This is a genomic window from Variovorax sp. Root473 (assembly GCF_001426505.1).
In the GTDB taxonomy this organism is placed as follows: domain Bacteria; phylum Pseudomonadota; class Gammaproteobacteria; order Burkholderiales; family Burkholderiaceae_C; genus Variovorax.
Map to the genome: position 1 here is coordinate 317,655 of NZ_LMEV01000014.1, position 23,653 is coordinate 341,307.

The following is a 23,653-nucleotide window of genomic DNA, read 5'->3' on the forward strand; positions in this document are numbered from 1 at the left end:
CGGCCGTGTCGCTGCAGAAATTTCGGGGCGGTGATTCAATCGCGGCGGCGGCACAGCAGCCCCGCGATCGAATCACCTTCTTCCCTCAAGGAACCCCGACATGGACCTCCAGCTCCAGGACCAGCACGTTCTCATCACCGGCGGCAGCAAGGGCATCGGCCTGGCCTGCGCGCTGGGCTTCCTGCGCGAAGGCGCGCGCGTGAGCCTGGTCTCGCGCGACCTGCAGAACCTGCAGCAGGGCCAGCAGTCGCTGATCGCCGCATGCCCCCAGGCCGAAGGCCGCATTTCGCTGCACGCCGCCGACCTCAAGGACCCCGCCAGCGCCGTCGCCGCACTCGATGCCGCCGAACAGGCCTTCGGCCCCGTCGACGTGCTCGTCAACTCGGCCGGCGCCGCCCGCCGCACCCCGCCCGACGAACTCACGCCCGCCGCGTGGCACGACGCGATGGACGCCAAGTACTTCACCTACATCCACATGATCGACCCGGTGGTCAAGCGCATGGGCACGCGCGGCCGCGGCGCGATCGTCAACGTCATCGGCCAGGGCGGCAAAGTCGCCAGCCCCGTCCACATGGCCGGCGGCGCCGCCAACGCCGCCCTCATGCTGGTGAGCGCCGGCATGGCCGCGGCCTACGCCGCCAAAGGCGTGCGCGTGAACGCCGTGAACCCCGGCCTCACCCTGACCGCGCGGCTGCAGGAAGGCATGAAGGCCGATGCAAAGCTGCAAGGCATCGACACCGACGAAGCGCTGGAACGCGCCACCGCACGGCTCCCACTCGGGCGCATCGCGACGCCGGAGGAAGTGGCCAACACCGTGCTGTTCCTGGCGTCGGCGAAGGCGAGCTATGTGACGGGGGCGATCGTGGCGATGGACGGGGCGGTGACGCCGATGATTTGATGGGCGTAGCCCAGAAGGCGAACGCAGTGAAGCGCCCCTAGGGCCGAGCGAAGCGACGGCCCGAAGGCTCCCCCTCCCCTCTGGCCGCGCCGAGGAGCGCAGCGTTTCGCGGATCAGGGCTCGCAGCTGTTTGAGCGAAGCGAGTTCTGCGAGACCCCGCGAAACGCGAGCACCGCAGGTTGCCCGCAGCGAAGCGCAGGGACGCGGACAGTGGGGTCGCCTTTTCTTTGCTTACTTTCTTTTGGCGAAGCAAAAGAAAGTGAGTCGCCCGCCGGGGCGAGTCCCGGCCAGCAGCATCAAACCTCCGCCAACAACCCCTCGAACTTCAAAACAAGAAAATCGACAAACGCCCGCACACGCGCCGGCACGAACCGCCCGCTCGGCAGCAGCGCATGCAGCGGATAAGGCCCCGTCTCCCAGTCGGTCATCAGATGCACCAGCCGGCCGCTGCGGATATCGTCGCGCACATCCAGCGCCGACTTCAGCGTGACGCCATGCCCCGCCACCGCCCACTCGCGCGCCAGCGACGCGTCGTCCACACTGCGATTCCCATTCACCCGCACCTCCGTCCACTGCCCGTTCTGCGCAAAACGCCAGACGCGATGCCGCCGCCCCCCGCGGTTGAAGATCAGGCAGTTGTGATGCACAAGGTCCTGCGGCACCTTCGGCGCAGGATGCCGCCGCAGGTACTCCGGCGAGGCCGTCAGCAGCGGATTCGTCATCGCAAACGCCCGCGCCACCAGCCGCGAATCGGCGAGCGCGCCATAGCGCAGCGCCACATCGACCTCATCGCGCATCACGTCCAGCGGACGGTCCCCGACCGACAGCGACAGCTGCACACCGCCATGCAGCGCCAGGAATTCATCGAACCACGGCAGCAGCGTGCTGCGCGTCAGGTCCGAGGGTGCGGCCACGCGCAAGGTGCCGACCAGTTCGCCCCGATCCGCCGTGACCAGCGACTCCCCTTCATCCAGCAGTTCGAACGCGCGCACGGCATAGTCCAGCAGCGTCTGCCCCTGCGGCGTCAATCGCATCGCCCGCGTCGAGCGCTCGAACAGCCGCGCCCCCAACTGCGCCTCCAGCCGCTTCAAGGTCGCGCTGGCCGCCGCCGGCGTGATGCCCAGCGCATGGGCCGCCGCCGTGAGCGTGCCCCCGCGCGCCGTCTGCACGAGCACCCGCAGGTCCGAGGTATTTTCAATTTTCATTTGAGAGTGTTGCTGTTCGACGCCGGCTTATCAAATGGCCTTTGCCATCCTACAGTCGAGCCATCGTTCCAGAAAGGTTCCTCCCATGAAAGCCATCGGCTACTACCAGCCCCTGCCCATCGACCACGCTGAATCGCTGCAGGACATCGAGCTTCCCGCGCCCGTGCCCGGCGCGCGCGACCTGCTGGTGCGCGTGAAGGCCGTGTCGGTCAACCCCGTCGACACCAAGGTCCGCAAGAACGCCGCCCCCGAGGCCGGACAGGCCAAGGTGCTGGGCTGGGACGCGGTCGGCACCGTCGAAGCCATCGGCAGCGACGTGACCGGCTTCAAGGTCGGCGACCGCGTCTACTACGCCGGCTCCATCATTCGCCCCGGCGCCAACTCGGAGCTGCACGCGGTCGACGAGCGCATCGCCGCCCTCGCCCCGAAAAGCCTGGACGATGCCCAGGCCGCCGCGCTGCCGCTGACCACCATCACCGCCTACGAGCTGCTGTTCGACCGCCTGCAGGTGCCCAAGGGCGGCGGCGAAGGCCAGACGCTGCTGATCACCGGCGGCGCCGGTGGCGTGGGTTCCATCCTCATCCAGCTCGCGCGCCAGCTCACGAAGCTGCGCGTCGTCGCCACCGCGTCGCGCGCCGAAACGCGCGAATGGTGCCTGGCACTGGGCGCGCATGTGGTCATCGACCATTCGAAGCCGCTCGCCGCCGAACTCAAGGCCGCGGGCATCGACGAAGTCGACATGGTCGCCAGCCTCACGCAGACCGACCAGCACTACGCGCAGATCATCGAAAGCCTCAAGCCCCAGGGCCAGCTCGCGGTGATCGACGACATGAAGGTGCTCGACGCGATGCCGCTGAAGACCAAGTGCATTTCTCTGCACTGGGAAATGATGTTCACGCGCGCGCGCTTCACCACGCCCGACATCGCCGAGCAAGGCAAGCTGCTCGCCGAAGTGGCCACGCTGGTCGACGCGGGCCGCATTCGCACCACGGCGAATGCGAGCTTCGGCACCATCAATGCCGCCAACCTGAAGAAGGCGCATGCGCTCATCGAGAGCGGCAAGGCGCAGGGCAAGGTCGTGCTGGCCGGGTTCTGACGCGCTGCGGGTTCAGGTCTGCCAGGGCAGGCCGCGCATGCGCTCGCGCTTTTCCTCTTCGTCGAAGTGCGCGAGCGAAGGCTTGATGAGGTCGCTGCGGGCAACGAGGCCGACCAGTGCGAGCGACTGCGCGTCCTTCACGACCGGCAGGCGTTCGAGCCGGTGGCGCGCCAGGCGCGTGGCCACCGCGCGGCAGTTCTCGCCCGCCCGCGCAAACACCAGCGGCGGCGCGGTACCGCAGGCATCGCCCACCGTCCCGACGCTGAACGTTGCGAGCAACGTGCGGTCGGCCATGCCGATCACCGCGTTGCCGCGCAGCACGGGGTACGCGCGATGCACCTGGCCTTCGCCGAAGTACTGCGCGAGCGCCTCGCCCACCGGCAGCGCAGCGTCGATGGTGCGCACCTCGCGCGTCATCACTTCTTCCACCGAGTGCCGCTCCAGCGGATCGATGCCGTATTCGCGGTAGATGTGATAGCCGCGGCGCGCGATCTTCTCGGTGAGGATCGAGCGGCGCATCGTGAGCACCGTGAAGCCATAAGCGACAGCCGATGTGGTCAACAGCGGCAGCAGCGCGTTGCTGTCGTGCGTGAGCCCGAAGGCGAAGATGGTGGCAGTGAGCGGCGCGCGCATCACGCCGCCGAGCGTGGCGGCCATGCACACCAGCGGCCACAGCATCGGGTCGTTGCCGGGCAGCACATGCGAGAGCACCACGCCCAGGCCGGCGCCCATCATGAGCAGCGGCGCGAGCACGCCGCCCGAAGTACCCGAGCCCAGCGAGATGACCCAGATGATGGCCTTCACCGCCAGCAGCGTCGCCACCACGCCGAGTGCCAGGTGGTTGTGCAGCAGGTCGCCGATGACGTCGTAGCCCACGCCCAGCGCACGCGGCTCGAAGTAGCCGCCGATGCCGACCGCCAGGCCGCCGATGGCCGGCCACCACATCCAGTGGATGGGCAGCTTGCCGAACAGGTCTTCCACCTTGTACAGCGAGATCGAGAGCGAAGCCGACAGCATGCCGCACAGCAACCCGGCGATGACGCACGAGACCATCGCAAGCGGGCCGGGCACGGCCGTCTGCAGCGGGAACAGCGGGCCCGCCTCCATGAGCAGCGGGCGCGTGAAGCCGGCGACCGCGCAGGCCACGGCCACTGGCAGCAGGCTGCGTGGGCGCAGCTCGAACAGCAGCAGCTCGACCGCCAGCAGCACCGCAGCCACCGGCGTGCCGAACACGGCCGTCATGCCGGCGGTGGCACCCGCCACCAGCAGCGCCTTGCGCTCGGCGGCGGTGAGGTGGAAATGCTGCGCGATCAGCGAGCCGATGGCGCCGCCCGTCATGATGATCGGCCCCTCGGCGCCGAACGGCCCGCCGCTGCCGATCACGATGCCGGACGACAGCGGCTTGAGCAGGGCGACCTTCGGCGACATCTTGCTCTTGCCGAACAGGATCGCCTCGATGGCCTCGGGGATGCCGTGGCCGCGGATCTTGTCGGAGCCGTAGCGTGCGATGAGGCCGACGATGAGCCCGCCGATCACCGGCACGGCGATGACCCAGGCGCCCAGCGTGTGGTCGGCCGGCGATCGGTCGGCCAGCGAGAAGGTCTGGAAGAAGAACAGGTTGGTGAAGAAGCGGATCAGGTCGAGCAGCACGCGCGCTGCCAAGGTGCTGACGGCGCCGATGACGACCGCCATGGCGGTGATGCGCAGCAGGCGCGTGTTGAGCGCGAAATCACCGCGGGGCGGATGGGGGGTGGGGGTCATGGTGGGATGTGGCGCGACGATGTCCGGCGTCGATGCCGGTGTCGCAGGTTCAGTTCGGGGCAGGCCGAATTACATCACAACATGATGAAAATGCGCTGATTCACAATGGCCGCATGACCACTCCCCTGATCGAATTCGATACCGACCGCCTGCGCCTGCGCCAATGGCGCGAGAGCGACGGCGCTCCTTTTTTCGGCATGGCCGCCGACCCGCAGGTCATGGAGTTCCTGCTGCCCTTGCCGACTCGCGCCGACAGCGACGCGTTGGCCGCGCGCGCCAAGGCCCTCATCGCCGAACACGGCTGGGGTTTCTGGGCCGTCGAGCGCAAGGACACGGGCGCGTTCATCGGCTTCACCGGCCTGAACGTGCCGATGGCCGCGCTGCCTTTCTCGCCGTGCGTCGAGATCGGCTGGCGCTTGTCACGCGCCAGCTGGGGCCAGGGCTTCGCGACCGAGGCGGCGCGCGGCGCGCTGCAGGTCGGGTTCGAGCGGCTCGGGCTCGGCGAGATCGTGGCGTTCACGGCCGAAAGCAACGTGCGCTCGGCCGCGGTGATGGCGCGCCTCGGCATGCACGAGGACGTGGCCGGCGCCTTCGACCATCCGGCGGTGCCCGAAGGCCATGCGCTGCGACGCCACCGGCTGTTCCGCATCGACCGGGCGGCATGGCTGGCCGCGCAGCGCGCCTCAGAATGAATGCAGCAGCAGCGCGGCGCCCGACACGATCGCAAAGACCTGCACGAAGATCCGCAGCACGCGGCCGTTGATGCGCCGATGCACCACGCGGCTGAGCACCGCGCCCACGACCAACGCAGGCAGCAACAGGGCCGCTGCGTAGAGCTGTGAGCCGTCGATGCGCCCCGCCACCATCAGCGTGGCCAGCGACACCAGCTCGCCGATCAGGAAGCACAGCGCAATGGTCGAGCGCATGGTGGGCGCCGGCTGGTGCTGGTAGACCAGCGCCAGCGGCGGCCCGCCGATGCCGGTCGCGGTTTCGGTGACGCCGGTGACGAGCCCCGCCGCCACGAAGGCGGTGCGCCCCGGCGAGAAGGCCGGCATCATCAAGGTGACCAGCGCCGCCGCGATGGTCGAGGCACCGACGAACAGCGACAGGTGGCTCGCGCTCAGCGCCGCCAGCACCCAGAGGCCGCCGACGGTGCCGAGCAGGCGCCCGCCGGTGATCCAGCGGGCGCCGGTGCGGTCGATGGCGCCGCGCTCTCGCCACATCACGTAGAAGTTCAGCGGCAGCATCAGCACCAGCACGCACACGGGCAGCAGGTCGGGTCGCACGATGCCGATCACCGGTGCGGCGATGAGCGCAAAGCCGACGCCGGTCGCGCCCTGCACGAAGGCGGCGAACAGCACGGCGAGCGAGACGAGGACAAGGTGTTGCGCGCTCACTGCGAGTGCCGCTCCGAGGCCAGGCGGCGGTGCGCGGCCGCTGGCGGATGCAGCCGCACGATGGGCGCGCGGTCCATCGCCGCATGGGCGACGCGCGCCAGCTGCCGCTGCAGCGCGCGCGCGTCCCAGTCGGGCGGCCAGCCTTCCCACAGGCGCAGTTTTCCGTCGACAAACACGGCCACGATCTGGTCGCGGTTGCCCAGGCGCACGAGGTCCCACGTGAGGTCGACCGAGGTGCACATCTCGGGCGTATCGACATCGACGATGAGGAAGTCGGCCGCCTTGCCCACGGCGATCTCGCCCGTGAGGTGGCCCAGGCCCACGGCGCGCGCGCCTTCGTGCGTGGCATGGTCGAACCAGGTCCAGCCGCCGCCGCTCGACGCATCGCCGATGGCCATGCCGAAGACCAGCTTCTGCGCGGCCTCGGCCGCGTCCATGAGGCGGAAGGCATCGCTGCGCGTGGCGTCGGTCCCGAGGCCGAAGCGGATGCCCAGCGCGGCCATCAGGTTCGCGGGCGCCACGGCGTTGCCCTTCCACTGGCTGGCGACGGGGTTGTAGCTCACGGCGGTGTCGGTGTCGCGCAGCACCATGAGTTCCGACGGCGTGACCAGCGTGCCGTGCGCGATGAGCACCTGCGGGCCGAGCGCGCCCAGGTCCGCCAGCAGTTCCAGCGGCCGCTTGCCGCGCTGCACGACCGAGCGCTCGACCGAGGCCAGGTGCTCGTTGACGTGCGTCTGGAACACGGTGCGCGCCTCGGCGCACAGGGCCGACACCGCAACCAGCATCTCGTCGGAGGCCGCCTCGGGCACCGAGATGGCGAGCGAGGGATGCACCAGCTCTGCACCCGACCACTGCTGCAGGAACTGCGCGGCGTGCGACTGGATCGCCTTCCGCTCGGCGGCGGTGCTGTCGTTGCCGCCGTCGTTGCAGATCAGGCCCAACACGCAGCGCAGCCCGGCCTCCTTCACGGCCGCGGCCACGGCGCCGATGTCACCCGGTGCGCGCGTGCCCGCGTCGCACACGGTGGTGAAGCCGCCGCGCAGCGATTCGAGCGCCGCGAGCTTGGAAGCCATGTAGACGAACTCGTCGTCCAGGCTCGACTCGAGCGGCACCCACACGCGGCGGAAGATTTCCGACGGCTCGCCATAGGCCAGCGACTTGCCGAAGGACTGCGTGAGGTGGTGGTGCGCGTCGATCATGCCGGGCATCACCAGCTTGCCCGGTAGTTGCAGCGGCGTGAGGTGCGAGTGGCGGGCGATGAGCGCGTCGGCGGGGCCGACCTCGCGAAAGCGCCCGCCTTCGATCCGCACGGCATGGCCGGTGGCGGGGCCGTCGCGCAGCATCAGGTGGTCGGGAACGAGCAGCAGCTCGTCGGCCGCGAAGAGCGCGGCATCGAGTTCAGGAGGCATGGTGAAAGGAGAGAGCGGGAAAGAAAGAAAGGAAGAGGCGCGCGTCGCTCATTGCGGCGACGATGCGATGACGGGGCTGTCGGCCTGCACGCGGTTGAACACCAGGTTGAGCACCACCGCCGTGAGCGAGCCCATGGCCAGGCCGTTGCCCAGCACCAGCTGCAGCGTGTCGGGAAAGCGGCTGTACAGGCCCGGCACGACGATGGGCAGCAGGCCCATGGTCAGCGCGCCGGCCAGCACGAACATGTTGCCGCGCTCGTGCAGGTCGACCTTGCGCAGCATGTCGATGCCCATGGTGCCGATGATCGCGAACACCACCATCGCGGTGCCGCCGACCACGGCCGAGGGAATGGCGCTGGCCAGCCGGCCCAGCGGCGCCGACAGCGCGATGAGGACCAGGATCACGCCGGCGGCTGCCGTGACGTAGCGCGAGCGCACGTTGGTGGCGCGCACGATGCCGATGTTCTCGCCGCTGGTGATGATCATCGAGGTGCCGAAGAAGCCGCCCGCCAGCGACACCAGCGCGTCGCCGCGGATGGTGCGCGGCACCACGTCGCGCGGATCGATCTTGCGGCCCACCACCTCGGCCACCGCCACGGTCTGTCCCGTGGCCTCGACCATCGAGATGATGCTGAAGATCAAGAGCGGCACGGCCGCCACCACGTCGAAGCGCGGCATGCCGAAGGGCAGCAGCGTCGGCGCGCTCCAGAACGGGCCGGCCGCCACGCTGCTGAAATCCATCAGCCCGCAGGCCGCGGCCAGCACCGTGCCGGCCAGCAGGCCCAGCAGCACCGCGAGCTGGCCGAGCGTGCCCTTGAACACGCGCGCGAACAGCACCGTGAAGCCGATGGTCGCGAGCGCCAGCCCGATGTTCACCGGGTCGGCAAAGGTGGACGTGCCGGCCTTGCCCGCGATGATGCCGCCGTACACCTTCACGAGGTTGATCGACACCAGCAGCAGCAAGGTGCCGATGACGATCTTCGGAAAGTAGCGCAGGCAGCGCGCGAACACCGGCAGCACCAGGAAGTAGAACAGCGCCGTGAGGATCACCGCGCCCGAGGCGGTGGGCAGGTCGCGCTGCTGGGCGATGGTCACGAACATCACGATGGGCGCGCCGCCCGGCACCATCACGAAGGGCAGGCGCGCGCCGAACTTCCAGGGCCCGAACGACTGCAGCAAGGTGCCCACGCCGCACAGCAGGAAGGTGGCGCTGATCAGGTTGACCGTGAGCGCCGACTCCAGCCCCAGCGCCTTGGCCACGAGGAACACGGACGTGATGGGCACGGCCGCCATCACCAGCACGTGTTGCAGGCCGAACAGGAGCAGTTGCGACAGGGGCAGCATCGCGTCGACGGGGGCCACCGAGGCGGTGGTGGCGGGAGGCGTGCCGACGGGCACGACAGGAGGCACAGCGGAGGCATCGGGCACACGGGACATCATGGAATCCTTGAACCGGGACCACGCCCAAATCGATTTGGGCGCACTGGCAAAAAAAGCCGCCGAAGCGGGTGAAGTACATTCCGTGGCAACGAGCCCCAAAACGATTTGGGAATTGAATCACCGCTTTTCGAAAAGGTCAACGGGATGAGCACTGATCCATCGCCGCGGGCAAACATCAAGGACGTGGCGCGCGAAGCGGGCGTGTCGCCCACCACCGTCTCGCACGCGCTCAACGCCCGGGGCCAGGTCGATGCGGAAACCCGCGCGCGCGTCGAGCAGGCGGCGCTGAAGCTGGGCTACCGGCCCAACCGCAATGCGCAGCGGCTGCGCACGGGCGAGGCGCACATGATCGTGCTGCTGTCGTCGATGCCCTTCGCGGTGGCCGGCGGCCCGTCGCGCCTCGGCTTCCTGATGGAAGTGGCGGCCGTGGCCGCGGCAGCGGCGCTCGACCGCCGCCTGGCGCTGGTGCTGGCGCCGCCCATGGAAACCGGCCGGGTGCCGATGGAACTGCTCGACGTCGATGGCGCACTGGTCATCGAGCCCTCGGCGGGCGATCCGAACCTGGCGTACCTGCTGCGGCGCGGCCTGCCGGTGGTGGCCATCGGCAAGCCGGCCGAAGAAGCGGCCGACGGGCCGGCGATGCCGCCCTATGTCGACATCCACTCGGGCCAGACCACGCGCCTGCTGCTCGACCACCTGCACGACCAGGGCGCGCGCAAGGTCGCGATGATCCTCGGCGCGGCCGCGCGCAATTCGTATGTGGAAGGCCAGGCGGCCTACCAGGCCTTCGCCGCCGCGCACGAGCAGACACCGCTGCTGTCGCTGGTCGACGAGGCCGAAGGCGAGAACGGCGGCCGGCAAGCCGCGTTGGCGCTGCTGGCGGCGCATCCCGACATCGACGCCTTCTGCGTGCCGGTCGATGCGTTCGCCTCGGGCGCCGTGACGGCGGTTGTCGAATCGGGCCGGCGCATTCCCGACGACGTGATGGTCGTCACGCGCTACGACGGCCTGCGCGCGCGCACCTGCGTACCACCGCTCACGGCCGTCGACCTGCACCTGGACGAGGTCGCGCAGCAGGCGATTGCGCTGCTCTTCGACCACCTGCGCGGCGACACCAGCCGGCGCCGCGTCGACGGGCCGGCGGCGCAGCTGGTGCCGCGGCTGTCGTCGGCACGCCAGGGCTGACCGCCCCTTCTGCTGCGCGTGCGCGTCAGTTGGGCTTGCTGCGCGACACGCGCCACACCGCGTTGCCCACGTCGTCCGCCACCAGCAGCGCGCCGCTCTTGTCGAGCGCCACGCCGACTGGCCGGCCGTGCGCCTTTTCATCGGCGCTCAGGAAGCCCGTGAGGATGTCGACCGGCGGCCCGCTCGGCTTGCCGCCGATGAAGGGCACGAACACCACCTTGTAGCCCGACTTGGGCTTGCGGTTCCACGAGCCGTGCTCGCCGATGAAGGCGCCGCTTGCGAACTCGGGCGGCATGCCGCGCGGGTGGGAGAAGACCAGGCCGAGCGGCGCGACGTGCGAACCCAGCGCGTAGTCGGGTGCCAGCGCCTTCGCCACGAGCTCGGGCTTTTGCGGCGTGACGCGCGCATCGACCACGCCGCCCCAGTAGCTCCAGGGCCAGCCGTAGAAGGCGCCTTCCTTCACCGAGGTGAGGTAGTCGGGCACGAGGTCGCTGCCGATCTCGTCGCGCTCGTTCACCACGGTCCACAGCGTGTTCGTCTCGGGTTCCCAGGCCAGGCCGTTGGGGTTGCGCAGGCCGCTCGCGAACAGGCGTTTCTCGCCGGTCTTCGCATCGACCTCCCAGATCGCGGCGCGGCCCTCTTCGGCCGCCATGCCGTTCTCGCCGATGTTGCTGTTGGAGCCGACCGTGACGTAGAGCTTGCTGCCGTCGGCATTGGCGATGACGTTCTTGGTCCAGTGGTGGTTGATGCCGGCGGGCAGCGCCGTCACGACCACCGGCTTGGCGCGGGCCGTGGTGTCGCCTTCGGTGTAAGGCACCTTCACGAGCGCATCGGCATTGGCGATGAAGAGCTCGTTGCCGACCAGCGCCATGCCGTAGGGCGACACAAGGTCCGACAGGAACACCTGCTTCACTTCGGCCAGGCCGTCGCCGTCGGCATCGCGCAGCAGGGTGATTCGGTTGGCGCTGGGCACGCCGGCGCCGGCGCGCCCCATGACCTTGCCCATGACCCAGTTGCGCACCTTCGCGACCGGGCCGCTGCCGCCGTCGCTGCTGCCCTCGGGCTTGGGCGGCTTGTTGCTCTCGGCCACCAGCACGTCGCCGTTGGGCAGGGTGTAGACCCAGCGCGGGTGGTCGAGCCCGCGCGCCAGGGCCGTCACGCGCAGGCCTTCGGCGGGGGTGGGCGCGGCGGTGTCGGTCCAGCCGACGGCGGGCGCCACGTTGACGGTGGGAATCAGCGTCTTGTTCGGGTCGACGAGCTGGGGCCGGGGGCCGGTCGTGAGCTCGGGCGAGAGCTTGGCGGTCTCGCCGCAGCCAGCGACGAGCAGCGCGGTAGCCAGGGCCGCTGCGGACAACACGGCGAGGCGAACGGGACGATGCGGCGATGCGTTCATGCAGGTTCCTTGCGCGGCAGGCGGCCGCAGACCGCCGGATCATGCGCAACCGCACGGCGCGGGCGTGTCGGTCGTGGGCGCTTTCCGGCGTGCGCGCACCTCCTTCGCGCATCGTCGCTACCATCGCCGCATGACCGACGACCTGTTCCGCGCCGACGCCTACCTGCGCACCTGTGAAGCCCGCATCCTGCGCATCGACGACACCGGCATCGTGCTGGACCGCACCGTGTTCTATCCACTGGGCGGCGGGCAGGCCGGCGACACCGGCGTCCTGGTGCTCGCCGACAGCCGCGAAATCGCCATCGCCGACACCCGCAAGGCCAAGGATGCCGAAGGCCAGCCGACCGCCGAGTTCGTCCACGTGCCCGCGCCCGACCAGGCCGCCCTGCTGGCCGCGCTGAAAACCGGCGACACCGTCACCGCCCGCCTCGACTGGGAGCGCCGCCACCGGCTGATGCGCTTTCACACCGCCAGCCATCTGCTGTGCCACCTCGTGCCGGTGCCGGTGAACGGCTGCTCGATCACGCCCGACTACGCGCGCATCGACTTCCACATCACCGATCCGCTCGACAAGGAAACGCTCACCGCGGGCCTTGCGAAGCTGGTCGAGGCCGCCCACCCGTTGACCGTGGGCGCCATCACCGATGCCGAGCTCGACGCCAACCCCGCGCTGGTCAAGAGCATGAGCGTGCAGCCGCCGCGCGGCACGGGCACCGTGCGCACGATCCGCATCGGCGGCACGGGCGATGACGGCTCCGCGCCGTCGATCGACTTCCAACCCTGCGGCGGCACGCACGTGGCCAACACCGCCGAGATCGGCGCCGTGGTCGTCACCAAGATCGAGAAGAAGAGCGCGACCACCCGGCGCGTGGTCCTGGGCTGGGCTACGGCCTGAACCCGGGAAAGACCCGGCCCCCAGGAACTTCGCCCCGCCCTCTGGCTCCGACTGTCCGGCATGATCCTTTCGCGCATCTCTTTCGCTACTTTTCTGATAGCTACCGCCGCAGCCTGCATGCCGGCTGCGGCCCAGCTGGCCCCGAAGACCGGGGCCGTGGTCACCACCCCCCATGTGCGCGCCGAACTGGTTGCCCATGCGCCCGACGGCGTGGCGCCCGGCGCCCAGGCCTGGGTCGGGCTGCAGATCACCCACCAGCCCGAGTGGCACACCTACTGGAAGAACGCCGGCGATTCCGGCCTGCCCACCGAGCTGAAGTGGACGCTGCCCGCCGGCGTCTCGACCGGCGAAATCGCCTGGCCGGTGCCCAAGAAGATCCCGGTCGGCACGCTCGCCAACTACGGCTACGAGAACACCGTGCTGCTGCCGGTGCCGCTCGAGGTCTCGACGCTCTACAGGCCCGACGTGGCGCTCACCGGCGGCTCGCCGGCCATGGACATCAAGCTGCAGGCCTCCTGGCTGGTCTGCCGCAAGGAATGCATTCCCGAAGAGGGCGAGTTCACGCTCTCGCTGCCCACCCGCGGCTCGACCGCGCTGAACAAGGCCGCCTTCGACACCGCACAGGCCGCACAGCCGCAGCCGCTGGGCGCGCCCGGCACCATCGCCGTCGAAGGCCAGCAACTGAAGGTGCGCCTCGACGGCCTGCCCGCCGCCGCGCGCGGCAAGACGCTCGAGTTCTTCCCCGAAACACCCGAGGTCATCCGCACCGCCGCCGTCTCCGGCCAGGACTGGACCCAAGCCTGGGACGGCGCGACCTGGACCGCCACGATGCCGCTGGCCGATCAGCGCAGCGAGAGCCCGACGGCCATGCCGGTCGTGGTGGCGCTGGCCGAGGCCGACCGCCAAGCAGGCCAGCCCGTGGCATGGCGCGCCGAGGCACCGGTGTCGGGCACCTGGCCGGCAGCGACGGTGGCTGCCCGCGCCGAGGTATCGCCCGCGCTGCAGGCGGCGCTGGCCGCCAACGCGGCGCAGGCTGCCGCCCCCGCGCCTGCGCAAGCCCAGCCCGCCGGCACCTTCATGGTCGCCCTGCTCGGTGCGCTGCTCGGCGGCCTGCTGCTCAACCTCATGCCCTGCGTGTTCCCGATCCTCGCAATCAAGGTACTGGGCTTCGCGCGGCAGGCAGGCAATGCCAGCGCGCACCGCAAGGCCGGGCTGGCCTACACGGGCGGCGTGATGCTGTCGTTCCTCGCGCTGGGCGGCGCCATGCTCGCGCTGCGCGCGGCCGGTGCGCAGCTCGGATGGGGCTTCCAGCTGCAGTCGCCCGCCGTGGTGGCGGCGCTGGCGGCGCTCTTCACCTTGCTCGGCCTGAACCTGGCCGGCGTGTTCGAGTTCGGCCGCGCGGCGCCGCAATCGGTGTGCGGCGCGCAGGTCAAGCACCCGCTGGCCAACGACTTCCTTTCCGGCGTGCTCGCCGTGGTGATCGCCTCGCCCTGCACCGCGCCGTTCATGGGCGCCTCGCTGGGCTTTGCCATCGGGCTGCCGGCCACGCAGGCGCTGATGCTGTTCGCGGCGCTGGGTCTCGGCCTCGCGCTGCCCTACCTGGTGGCGGGCTTCGTGCCGGCCGTGGCGCGCCTCTTGCCCAAGCCGGGTCCGTGGATGCACACGCTGCGCCGCCTGCTCGCCTTCCCGATGTTCGCGACCGTGGCCTGGCTGGTCTGGGTGCTGGGCCAGCAAAGCGGCATCGACGGCGCGGGCACGCTGCTCGCGCTGCTGGTGTGCCTGGCCGCCGTGGTCTGGGCGTTCACGCTGCGCGGACGCACGCGCGTCGTCATCGCCACCGTGATGATCGCCTTCACCGCCGTGCTGGCCGGCGCCATCGGCCGGAACATCGTGCAAGTGCCCGAACCCGCGAAGCTGGCCGCAGCGCCGGCCGACGGCGAGCGCTGGCAGCCGTGGTCCGCGCAACGCGTGAGCGATCTGGCGAGCGCGGGCCGGCCCGTGTTCATCGACTTCACCGCCGCCTGGTGCGTGACCTGCCAGTACAACAAGAAGAGCACGCTGGCCGACGCCGAGCTGCTCGCCGACTTCGACACGAAGCAGGTCGCCATGCTGCGCGCCGACTGGACCCGCCGCGACCCGGCCATCACCGCCGCGCTCACCGCGCTGGGCCGCAGCGGCGTGCCGGTGTACGTGCTGCAGGCGCCGGGCAAGGCGCCCGTCGTGCTGACCGAAATCCTCAGCAAAGACGAGGTGCGCGCCGCGTTGGCAGCGCTTTGAGCGCCGATGCGGTGAATTGAAGCGAGATGACAACGCCGCTGTCATGGGTTGTCACACGCACTTGAAGAAACCGTTCTAAGCTGCAGTTGTTGTTTGGAATTTTGTTTTCTGGAGTTCAAGCTGGCCATGACGCTCTCGCCCACTGTCGACTCACGCTCCCTTCGCGCTGCGCGCCAGGCGCGCGCCGCCCTCAGCCGCGCATCCCGCCGCGCCGTCGTTGCTGCGGCCGTGGCCTTGGGCGCCACCTTCCTCATGGGCACCAACGCCTTCGCCGCGCCCGTTGTGGGCCAGCAGGCGCCCGATTTCGTCGCCGTCGACACCAGCGGTGCCAAGCACAAGCTGTCCGACTTCGCGGGCAAGTTCGTGGTGCTCGAATGGACCAACCCCGGCTGCCCCTTCGTGCGCAAGCACTACGGCAGCGGGAACATGCCCGCCACGCAGAAGGCGGCCACCGACAAGGGCGTGGTCTGGCTCGCGATCAACTCCACCGAACGCGCCGCCAGCGACTACCTGAAGGCCGACGCACTCGACGCCTGGATGAAGTCGCAAAAGGCCGCGCCCACCGCCGTGCTGATGGACGAAGACGGCGTGATCGGCCAGGTCTACGGCGCGCGCACCACACCCCACATCTTCATCATCGACCCCAAGGGCACGCTGGTGTATGCAGGCGGCATCGACAGCATTGCCTCGGCGCGCGTGGACGACATCAAGACCGCCACCAACTACGTGAACCAGGCGCTGGGTGAAGCGCTCGGCGGCAAGCCGGTGTCGATGGCGAGCACGCGACCGTACGGGTGTTCGATCAAGTACAAGAGTTGAGCGTGTTGCACGCGCCGCCCGCTGCGCGGCGCGCTGCCTTGACAGCGACCTGACGCGCCTCGTCACGTCCCGGTCGGGAAGCCCGGCCCGCCCTCGAGCCCAACGACCTCGCCCCAAGACGCGCCATGACTTCCGTGCCTGGGCCGCCGCGGTCTGCGGGGGCCCTGCGACAATCGGGACATGCCTTTCGCCCCTTTGCAAAACGACACCTTCCTGCGGGCCTGCTGGCGCCAGGCCACCGATCACACGCCCGTCTGGCTCATGCGCCAGGCCGGCCGCTATCTGCCCGAGTACGTGGCCACGCGTGCCAAGGCCGGCAGCTTCATGGGGCTGGCGACCAACACCGACTACGCCACCGAGGTCACGCTGCAGCCGCTGGCGCGCTACCCGCTCGACGCCGCCATTCTTTTCTCGGACATCCTCACGGTGCCCGATGCGATGGGCCTGGGCCTGTCGTTCGAGGCCGGCGAAGGTCCGCGCTTTGCGCGTCCCGTGCGCGACGAGGCGGCGGTGGCCGCGCTCGAAGTGCCCGACCTGGACAAGCTGCGCTACGTGTTCGACGCCGTGGGCTCGATCCGCAAGGCCCTGAACGGCCGCGTGCCGCTCATCGGCTTCTCGGGCAGCCCGTGGACGCTGGCCTGCTACATGGTCGAGGGCGCGGGCTCGAGCGACTACCGCCTCGTGAAGAGCATGCTGTACGGCCGCCCCGACCTGATGCACCGCGTGCTCGCGGTCAATGCCGATTCGGTGGCCGCGTACCTCAACGCGCAGATCGACGCCGGCGCGCAGGCCGTGATGATCTTCGACAGCTGGGGCGGTGTGCTGGCCGACGGCGCCTTCCACGAATTCAGCCTGGCCTACACCGCGCGCGTGCTCGCCGGCCTGAAGCGCCACGGCCCCGACGGCCAGCCGGTGCCGCGCATCGTCTTCACCAAGGGCGGCGGCCTGTGGCTGGGCGCAATGCGTGCGCTCGACTGCGAAGTGCTCGGCGTCGACTGGACCGTGAACCTGGCCGCCGCGCGCCGCCTCGTGGCCGAAGGCACCGAGGACAAGGCCAAGGCGATCCAGGGCAACATCGATCCGAACGTGCTGTTCGCCCCGCCCGCGGCCATCGAGGCCGAGGTCGGCAAGGTGCTGCAGGCCTTCGGCAAGCCCCACACCGACCGCACCACCGCGGGCCCGACGCACATCTTCAACCTTGGACACGGCATCAGCCAGTTCACGCCGCCCGACCATGTGCTGGCGCTGGTCCAGGCCGTGCACGACCAGTCGCGCGCGCTGCGCGCCTGAGTTGACAACTGTGATCTGCCGACCGTTCGGTTGGCCGACACTGCGCCCCCTCGAAAGCCAGTCGGCTCGCGTTTGTCAAGCCCTAAAACGGCCCCGGACGCCCGACTTATGCACAAAACGCGTGCTGCACTGCGCAAGATTATCTGAGGGGGCGTTCGTTCTGCTCCTAAACCAATAGCGACGCTAAGTGGTTGATTTATATAGGATTTGATTTTTGCTTTTTTTCCGGGCATTCCAGTGGAAGCCTTGAAAATCAAGGCTCCGGCGACCATCCGGCCGTCTTGTCAACAAAGTTATCCACAGAAACTCTGGATGGCCGCCAAAGCGCTGTGAAATCAACAACTTAAGCGGTCTTGCTCCAAAACGCATTAACAAACCTTGCCAAAAAGGACGCCCAGCCCCGCCGCCGAATCACCGCTCGCAGACGGCATGCCGGCGGCCCCATCCGCCACGCATGCCTCCTTGCCCTGGCGGCTCGACATCGCGGTGCAGACGCCCGCGCATGCCGCGCTCGGTGACCTGCTGAGCTACGCCAGCGCCGAGCCGCTGGTGCCGGGCACGCTGGTGCGCGTGCCGCTGGGCAAGCGCGAAGTGCTGGGCGTGGTCTGGAACGAACCGACTTCGCTGGAAAGCGCCGAGCCGGACATGGCGCTCAAGCCCGTGGGCGCGGCGCTCGACGCGCTGGCGCCATTGGGCGCGGCCTGGCGCGACCTGGTGGCCTTTGCCGGACGCTACTACCAGCGCTCGATCGGCGAGATCGCTCTGGCCGCGCTGCCGCCGCAGCTGCGCGACCTGAGCACGGCGCAGCTGGCGCGCCGCCTCAAGCGCAAGACCACGGCCGGCCCGGTGGCCGAGACGGCCGAGTCCGCGAACCTGATCGCCTTGAGTGAGGAACAGTCGGCCGCGCTGGCCCGCATCGAGACCGAGACCGGCACCTTCCTGCTGGTCGGCAGCACCGGCAGCGGCAAGACCGAGGTTTACCTGCGCTGCGTGGCCGACCTGCTGGCACGCGACCCCGAGGCGCAGGCGCTGGTGATGGTGCCCGAGATCAACCTCACGCCGCAGCTCGAAGCGCGCTTCAAGGCCCGCTTCGGCGACGAGGCCGTGGTGTCCTTGCACAGCGGCATGACGAACCCGCAGCGGCTCGCGAGCTGGCTGGCGGCGCACAGCGGCGTCGCGCGCATCGTGCTGGGCACGCGCATGGCGGTGTTCGCATCGATCCCGGGGCTGAAGCTCATCGTGGTCGACGAGGAGCACGACCCGAGCTACAAGCAGCAGGAAGGCGCACGCTACTCGGCGCGCGACCTCGCCGTGTGGCGCGGCCAGCGCGAAAAAGCCAAGGTGATCCTCGGCTCGGCCACGCCCTCGCTCGAAAGCTGGCACCAGAGCCGCCCGCCCGAGGGCGACGACCCGGGCGGGCGCTATGTGCGGCTGGCGATGCCTTCGCGCATCGGCGCAGGTGCACTGCCGGCCGTGCGGCTGGTCGACATGAACCTGCAGCCGCCGAAGACGGTGATCTCGGGCGCGCTGCTCGACGCCATCGGCCAGCGCATCGCGCGCGGCGAGCAGAGCATGATCTTCCTGAACCGGCGCGGCTACGCGCCGGTGCTGGCCTGCGGCGACTGCGGCTGGAAGAGCGAATGCCCGCACTGCAGCGCGTACCGCGTGTTCCACAAGATCGACCGCACGCTGCGCTGCCACCACTGCGGCTTCACCGAGCGCGTGCCGCGCGCCTGCCCGGCCTGCGGCAACCCCGACATCGCGCCCGTCGGCCGCGGCACCGAGCGGCTCGAAGAACACCTGGCCGAGCTGTTCGCCGGCGTGAAACATGCCGACGGCAGCGCAGTGCGCATCGCACGCATCGACGCCGACAGCACCAAGAAACAGGGCGCGCTCGAATCGCAGCTCGCGGCCGTGCACGCGGGCGAGGTCGACGTGCTCGTCGGCACGCAGATGATCGCCAAGGGCCACGACTTCCGCCGCATCACGCTGGTGGCTGCGGTGAACCCCGACGGCGCGCTGTTCTCCAGCGACTTCCGCGCGCCCGAACGCCTGTTCAGCCTGCTGATGCAGTCGGCGGGACGCGCGGGACGCGATGCCGCCTACCTCGCAGCGCAGGGTGCCAAGGCCGAGATGTGGATTCAGACGCACCACGCGCAGCACCCGCTGTTCGCGGCGCTGCGCCGGCACGACTACGAGGCCTTCGCCAAGCAACAGCTCGAAGAGCGCCAGGCCGCCGCCATGCCGCCCTTCGCGTTCCAGGCGCTGCTGCGTGCCGACGCACGCGAGCAGGCCGTGGCGCAGGGCTTTTTGAACCTCGCGGCCGACAAGGCCGAGGCGCTGCCCGGCGCCGACCTCGTCACGCGCTACCCGGCGGTGCCGCTGGCGATCCAGCGCGTGGCGAACGTGGAGCGCGCGCAGATGCTCATCGAAAGCCCCTCACGCGCCGCGCTGCAGCGCCTGCTGGCCGCCTGGCAGCCGCTGCTGCACGAACTGCGGCGCACGCCGGAGGGCAAGGGCGTGATCCGCTGGCTGGTGGACGTGGACCCGCACAGTATCTGAGCGAAGCGCGAAGGCGCCTGCGTTTCAGCGCGGGCGCAGGATGCGGTTGCGCAGGCCCTCGGGCTTGCGCAGCAAGGCGGCGGCGGGGCCGGCGACCGCGCTCTTGGCGAGGCGACCGGCTGGTACGGCGGGGCAGGCGCCCGAGACCTGGTGCGCCAGTGCGGCGGCCAGGCGCGCCTCCAGCGGATCGCCGAGCGCACGACTGAAATCGTCAGGTACGAAGCAGGTGGGTGCGAGGCCGTCCGCGTAGTCGCCAAAGCCCTTGGCGTTCACGCCCTGGAACTGCACGCTGAAGTAGGTGGTGCCGCAGTTGTCCTGGGGATAGAAGCCATAGGGCTTGCCGCAGGTGGTGTCGCCGATCTGGACCACGTCGATGTCGATGCCGCGCAGGCCGTTGATGAACGCCTCGCTGGCGGAGCAGGTGTCGGGGCCCGTGAGCACGTAGACGCGTCGCAGGTCGAGGCTGGGCAGGGGCTGGTCGGCGGGAGAAAGAAAGCCGAAAGTGGAGGACTGGAAAGGCGTGGGCAGGAGCGGGGCGCCAGTCACCGGATCGCGCTCGGTGTGCTTGTTGTTGAACCGCACGCTCTCGAAGGTCTTGCCGCGCGTCTGCGTCTCGCCGGCAACCATGAAGCCCAGTTGGCTGGCCAGATCCAGGTAGCCGCCGCCGTTGTAGCGCAGGTCGACGACCAGCTCGGTGGCCCGCTCCGTGCGCAGCCACTCCATGGCGGCCTTCAGTTGCAGTTCCGCCGTGCCGATGTGGTCGTTGAATTGCAGGTAGCCGACCGTGCGGCCCGCGTTCGGGAGCGTCTTGACGTTCTGGACGGGGGTCGAGATCACCGGCGCCGCCGTCAGCGTGATGTCGCGCGGGGCGTTGCTGCCCGCGTCGACGACGGTGAACCGCGTGGACGTCCCCGGTGCAGCGTCAAAGAGCGCCGCGTTGATGACATCGACGCCTTCCTGCGTGGGGTCGTTCACGAAATCGATGCCGTTGATCCTGAGCACCCGCGCACCGCGCCTCAGATCGACACCCGGCATGGTCGCGGGAGAGCCGGGCTCCACGTACGCCACGCGCAGCTCGCGCGGCGGGGAGAGGGCAAAGAAAGCCCACTGCGCGCCGTATCCGACGGACGTGCCGGCGCCCGAGAGCGCATTCCACTCCTCGGTGGTGTAGGTGGAATGGAACTGGTCCTTGTCCCTGCCCGACGGCGTCACGGCGTGGGTCTTGAGCAGGTCGAAGTAGTCGGCCGTGGCGAACAGCGCGGGGTCCAGGTCCGGCACCTCGTCGTACCAGAGGTAGGTGTCGTGGGTCCACGCGCGCAGCCAGTTGTTCTCGTCGACCGTGCGGCCGGCCTTGTCGGCGAAAGGCTTGCCGTCGTAGCCCGTGCCAGTGCGCGGTGCCGCGCAGCGGTCTTTGTAGAGGCTCGCGGTCCGGAACACGCCCTCGACCCAGGGCGCGTTGCGCAAGGCATCGCCGTCGTCGGCTGTATCGGGCGTATCGGGCGTGTCGGGCATGTCGGGCGCCGTGGGCGGCGTGGTCGCGACGGGCGGTGCGGTGCCCGTGCCGCTGTTTGGCAGGAAGCCGACGCCAGAACCTCCATCTCCTCCGCCGCCGCAGGCGACGAGCACGGCCATCGGAACGGACAGCAGCAGAAGACGGGCGAAACGAAAACGCAGGGGGAAAAGAGGCACGGCGAAATTCCTGGAAGGCGGGAAGGCGCCGCCATCCTAGGAAGCTCTGCGCAGGCGCGCATTGGACCAAAGTCCTAGATGCAGACCGAACGCGCGGCGTCGGTCGTCAGTGGTAGCCGGTCGGCTCCTTGCCCATGTCGACGTAGCGCAGTTCGTTGTGCCGTCGCCGCGCAATGCTGTTCGGCCAGGCGAACACGACGAGGCTCAGCGCGGCCAGCGCGAGCGCGGCGCCCGTGCCGAGCGTGCCGGCATGCCAGAACCAGCCCACCGCAGCGAGCCAGGCCAACCACATCAGGATGCGAACCAGTATTGCCATCGCGCGCCCCATTGCCTCACTTGCACCATTCCACCTTGGACTCGGAATCACTGTAGCAGCGCATTTGCATACGCAAGCATTCATCTGAAGAGATAACGCACGCTATGCCTTAAGGCATGCCCCGGGATTACCCCGAAATAATCTGCAAAAGGAGTTGACGGTACCCCGCGCCTTGCACAAGCTGTGCGCGTGCGGCTCCCGTCGCCGGGTCCGCGGTGTTTCGTGCCCGCTCGCTTGATGCAAAGGTCGCCGTGAACTCGTCGTCTCTTCTGGCTGGGGTCGGTGTTGCTGTCGCCGTGTCGCTCTCGTGCCTTGCCATGGCGGAGCTGGCGGGCGCGGCGGAACTCGATCTGCAGGGTCGGCGGCTGGTGGTGTCGGGCACGCTCGACGGCAGCAAGGTCAAGGCCTTCATCGAGCACCTGGGCAGCGGCGCGGTGCGCACCGTGGTGTTCGAAGATTCGTTCGGCGGTACTGCCGAAGCCGCGGGCGCCTATGCCGACGCGATCCGCGAGAGCGGCGTGCAGACCGAGGCGCGCGGCCACTGCATGGCGGCCTGCGCATATGCCTTCCTGGCCGGCAAGACGCACCGCTTCGCAGACGGGCTGCAGGTCAACGGCATCCTGCTGCCAGTGGCGGCCCGCCCCGCGGCGGCCGAGTTGGCGGTGCGCTGGCGCGGCGAGGAAGCCCGCAAGACGCTGGCCGATTTCACGCCCGCCCCCGGCACCACCGACGCGGCCCGCCCGATGGAAGCCACCGCGCCCGCGCCCAGGGACAACTGGCAGCCCGACCACGGCGTGCTCTTCACGGCCAGCCCGACGCTGTTCGGCCGCGTCTACAACACCTACTACTGCGACGGCACGCAGGGCCGCGATTTCTCGAAGTGCGAGCGGCTCTCGGATGCCGACCCGTACAAGCTCGGTGTGCTGACCGAGTAGCGCCTGCCAGGTCAGCGCAGCGCGCCGACCGCCGCCGGAAAGGTGAAGAACGCCGCCACCGTCGTCCACAGGATGATGCGGGCGATGCGGCCGTTGTCGGCGCCGAAGCGCTCCGCCAGCATCGACACGTTGCTCGCGCTTGGCAGCGCCGCGACCAGCACGATCACGGCCAGCGCCGACGGTGTCAGCGGCAACCCGAGTGCGATGGCGCCACGCCCCAGCGCCCAGACGGCCAGCGGATGCAGCACCAGCTTGACCAGCACCACAGGCAACACGTCGGCCAGCGGCGCTTTTGGCGCGGGCCCGGCACCGGTGCCCATGGCCGCCGCCACCATGGCGCTGGCGCCATGCTCGCGCGCCACCAGCGCCGAACGCGCGAGCACCGCGCCGATGGTGAAGAGCGCCACGGGCGAGGCCGCATCGGCCAGCATGGCGATGGTGCGTTCGACCGGCCCGGGCAGTTGCCAGCGCATGGCCGACAACAGCACGCCCAGCAGGATCGACCACGGCATCGGGTTCACGAGGATGCCGCGCAGCGCCTTGCGCGCGGCCAGCGTGGCGCCCTGGCGGCCCGCGCTGCCGGCGCCGTCGAGCCGCGACAGCGCGATGCACAGCGACGAGGTCACGACCAGGTCGAACGCGATGGTGATGATGATCGGCCCGGCCGCCTGCGCGCCCAGCAGCGCCACCAGCAGCGGCACGCCCATGAAGCCGGTGTTCGGAAAAGCTGCCACCAGCGCGCCGAAGGCCGCGTCGTTCCAGCCGATGCGCGCATTGCGCGTGAACAGCACCACGCCCGCCACCACGGCCAGCGCGCAGATGCCCCAGATCAGTGCCACGCTGCCGTCCAGCAGCTGTGCGATGGGCGTGCCCGCGCCGAAACGCAGCAGCATGCAGGGCAGCGCGAAATACAGCACGAAGGTGTTGAGCCCGGGAATTGCTTCCAGCGGCAGGACGCGGGTGCGGGCGGCGGCGTAGCCGGCCGCAATCAGGGCGAAGAAAGGAAAAGTAACAAGAAAAACAGGCAGCACGCCGGCATTGTCGTCCTCCTTTCCCGCGCGATGCCCGCTGACACGGCTGGCCGGA

19 protein-coding genes are annotated in these 23,653 nt (G+C 69.6%); 10 read left to right on the forward strand and 9 right to left on the reverse strand.

Annotated features, from left to right (window positions below; genetic code table 11):
* Nucleotides 1-100 precede the first annotated feature (100 nt).
* Entirely contained in the window at nucleotides 101-898 is a 798-nt protein-coding gene (locus ASD34_RS09385) for an SDR family oxidoreductase (RefSeq protein WP_056576064.1), read from the forward strand.
* Nucleotides 899-1,194: 296 nt separating this feature from the next.
* On the opposite strand, the gene ASD34_RS09390 is transcribed toward ASD34_RS09385, so the two are convergent.
* A complete protein-coding gene (locus ASD34_RS09390) occupies nucleotides 1,195-2,103 on the reverse strand; it encodes a LysR family transcriptional regulator (protein WP_056576065.1) in 909 nt (302 codons plus the stop codon).
* A gap of 85 nt (nucleotides 2,104-2,188) precedes the next feature.
* Between ASD34_RS09390 and ASD34_RS09395 the strand changes: the two genes are divergently transcribed.
* Nucleotides 2,189-3,199, forward strand: a complete 1,011-nt coding sequence (locus ASD34_RS09395; RefSeq protein ID WP_056576067.1) for a zinc-binding alcohol dehydrogenase family protein — start codon at nucleotides 2,189-2,191, stop codon at nucleotides 3,197-3,199.
* A gap of 12 nt (nucleotides 3,200-3,211) precedes the next feature.
* Here ASD34_RS09395 and ASD34_RS09400 read toward each other — a convergent pair whose 3' ends face one another.
* Nucleotides 3,212-4,960, reverse strand: coding sequence for a chloride channel protein (locus ASD34_RS09400; protein ID WP_056576069.1), 1,749 nt, complete (start codon nucleotides 4,958-4,960; stop codon nucleotides 3,212-3,214).
* A 113-nt stretch (nucleotides 4,961-5,073) separates the two neighbouring features.
* On the opposite strand from ASD34_RS09400, the gene ASD34_RS09405 reads away from it, so the two are divergent.
* Complete coding sequence (locus ASD34_RS09405; RefSeq protein WP_056576071.1) at nucleotides 5,074-5,652, forward strand: GNAT family N-acetyltransferase; 579 nt, start codon at nucleotides 5,074-5,076, stop codon at nucleotides 5,650-5,652.
* On the opposite strand, the gene ASD34_RS09410 is transcribed toward ASD34_RS09405, so the two are convergent.
* Genes ASD34_RS09410 through ASD34_RS09420 form a run of 3 tightly spaced genes read right to left on the reverse strand, consistent with a single transcriptional unit; the run spans nucleotide 5,644 to nucleotide 9,110 of the window.
* Nucleotides 5,644-6,357 (reverse strand): sulfite exporter TauE/SafE family protein, encoded by a 714-nt coding sequence (locus ASD34_RS09410; protein ID WP_056576074.1) that lies wholly within the window; start codon nucleotides 6,355-6,357, stop codon nucleotides 5,644-5,646. The genes ASD34_RS09405 and ASD34_RS09410 overlap by 9 nt on opposite strands.
* Complete coding sequence (locus ASD34_RS09415; RefSeq protein WP_056576077.1) at nucleotides 6,354-7,766, reverse strand: amidohydrolase family protein; 1,413 nt, start codon at nucleotides 7,764-7,766, stop codon at nucleotides 6,354-6,356. Before ASD34_RS09415 ends, ASD34_RS09410 begins: the two co-directional genes overlap by 4 nt.
* A gap of 48 nt (nucleotides 7,767-7,814) precedes the next feature.
* A complete protein-coding gene (locus ASD34_RS09420) occupies nucleotides 7,815-9,110 on the reverse strand; it encodes a uracil-xanthine permease family protein (RefSeq protein ID WP_056576236.1) in 1,296 nt (431 codons plus the stop codon).
* A gap of 240 nt (nucleotides 9,111-9,350) precedes the next feature.
* Here ASD34_RS09420 and ASD34_RS09425 point away from each other — a divergent pair, with 240 nt between their 5' ends.
* Entirely contained in the window at nucleotides 9,351-10,391 is a 1,041-nt protein-coding gene (locus ASD34_RS09425) for a LacI family DNA-binding transcriptional regulator (RefSeq protein ID WP_056576080.1), read from the forward strand.
* Nucleotides 10,392-10,416: 25 nt separating this feature from the next.
* Here ASD34_RS09425 and ASD34_RS09430 read toward each other — a convergent pair whose 3' ends face one another.
* Nucleotides 10,417-11,784 (reverse strand): PQQ-dependent sugar dehydrogenase, encoded by a 1,368-nt coding sequence (locus tag ASD34_RS09430; RefSeq protein WP_056576082.1) that lies wholly within the window; start codon nucleotides 11,782-11,784, stop codon nucleotides 10,417-10,419.
* Between the two features lie 130 nt (nucleotides 11,785-11,914).
* On the opposite strand from ASD34_RS09430, the gene ASD34_RS09435 reads away from it, so the two are divergent.
* The 5 genes from ASD34_RS09435 (at nucleotide 11,915) to priA (ending at nucleotide 19,627) form a co-directional block, all read left to right on the forward strand.
* On the forward strand, nucleotides 11,915-12,679 hold the full coding sequence (locus ASD34_RS09435; protein WP_056576238.1) for an alanyl-tRNA editing protein: 765 nt from the start codon (nucleotides 11,915-11,917) through the stop codon (nucleotides 12,677-12,679).
* Between the two features lie 60 nt (nucleotides 12,680-12,739).
* Complete coding sequence (locus ASD34_RS09440; RefSeq protein WP_200937554.1) at nucleotides 12,740-14,956, forward strand: protein-disulfide reductase DsbD family protein; 2,217 nt, start codon at nucleotides 12,740-12,742, stop codon at nucleotides 14,954-14,956.
* Nucleotides 14,957-15,082: 126 nt separating this feature from the next.
* Nucleotides 15,083-15,775, forward strand: a complete 693-nt coding sequence (locus ASD34_RS09445; protein WP_200937556.1) for a thioredoxin family protein — start codon at nucleotides 15,083-15,085, stop codon at nucleotides 15,773-15,775.
* A gap of 180 nt (nucleotides 15,776-15,955) precedes the next feature.
* Nucleotides 15,956-17,065: a uroporphyrinogen decarboxylase gene (gene hemE / locus ASD34_RS09450; RefSeq protein ID WP_056576088.1), complete on the forward strand. Its 1,110-nt coding sequence runs from the start codon at nucleotides 15,956-15,958 to the stop codon at nucleotides 17,063-17,065.
* Nucleotides 17,066-17,494: 429 nt separating this feature from the next.
* The gene (priA, locus tag ASD34_RS09455; RefSeq protein ID WP_056576091.1) at nucleotides 17,495-19,627 is read left to right on the forward strand and encodes a primosomal protein N'; all 2,133 of its coding nucleotides are present in this window, start codon (nucleotides 17,495-17,497) and stop codon (nucleotides 19,625-19,627) included.
* Between the two features lie 24 nt (nucleotides 19,628-19,651).
* Here the strand turns inward: priA and ASD34_RS09460 are convergent, their stop codons facing one another.
* Both ASD34_RS09460 and ASD34_RS09465 read right to left on the reverse strand, forming a co-directional pair.
* A complete protein-coding gene (locus ASD34_RS09460; RefSeq protein ID WP_200937557.1) occupies nucleotides 19,652-21,316 on the reverse strand; it encodes a S41 family peptidase in 1,665 nt (554 codons plus the stop codon).
* Between the two features lie 106 nt (nucleotides 21,317-21,422).
* On the reverse strand, nucleotides 21,423-21,632 hold the full coding sequence (locus tag ASD34_RS09465; protein WP_056576248.1) for a hypothetical protein: 210 nt from the start codon (nucleotides 21,630-21,632) through the stop codon (nucleotides 21,423-21,425).
* Nucleotides 21,633-21,949: 317 nt separating this feature from the next.
* Between ASD34_RS09465 and ASD34_RS09470 the strand changes: the two genes are divergently transcribed.
* Nucleotides 21,950-22,567 carry a hypothetical protein gene (locus ASD34_RS09470; protein WP_056576093.1) on the forward strand — a complete coding sequence of 206 codons (618 nt, stop codon included), beginning with the start codon at nucleotides 21,950-21,952 and terminating at the stop codon, nucleotides 22,565-22,567.
* Between the two features lie 11 nt (nucleotides 22,568-22,578).
* Here ASD34_RS09470 and ASD34_RS09475 read toward each other — a convergent pair whose 3' ends face one another.
* Nucleotides 22,579-23,598 (reverse strand): AEC family transporter, encoded by a 1,020-nt coding sequence (locus tag ASD34_RS09475; protein ID WP_056576096.1) that lies wholly within the window; start codon nucleotides 23,596-23,598, stop codon nucleotides 22,579-22,581.
* Between the last annotated feature and the right edge of the window lie 55 nt (nucleotides 23,599-23,653).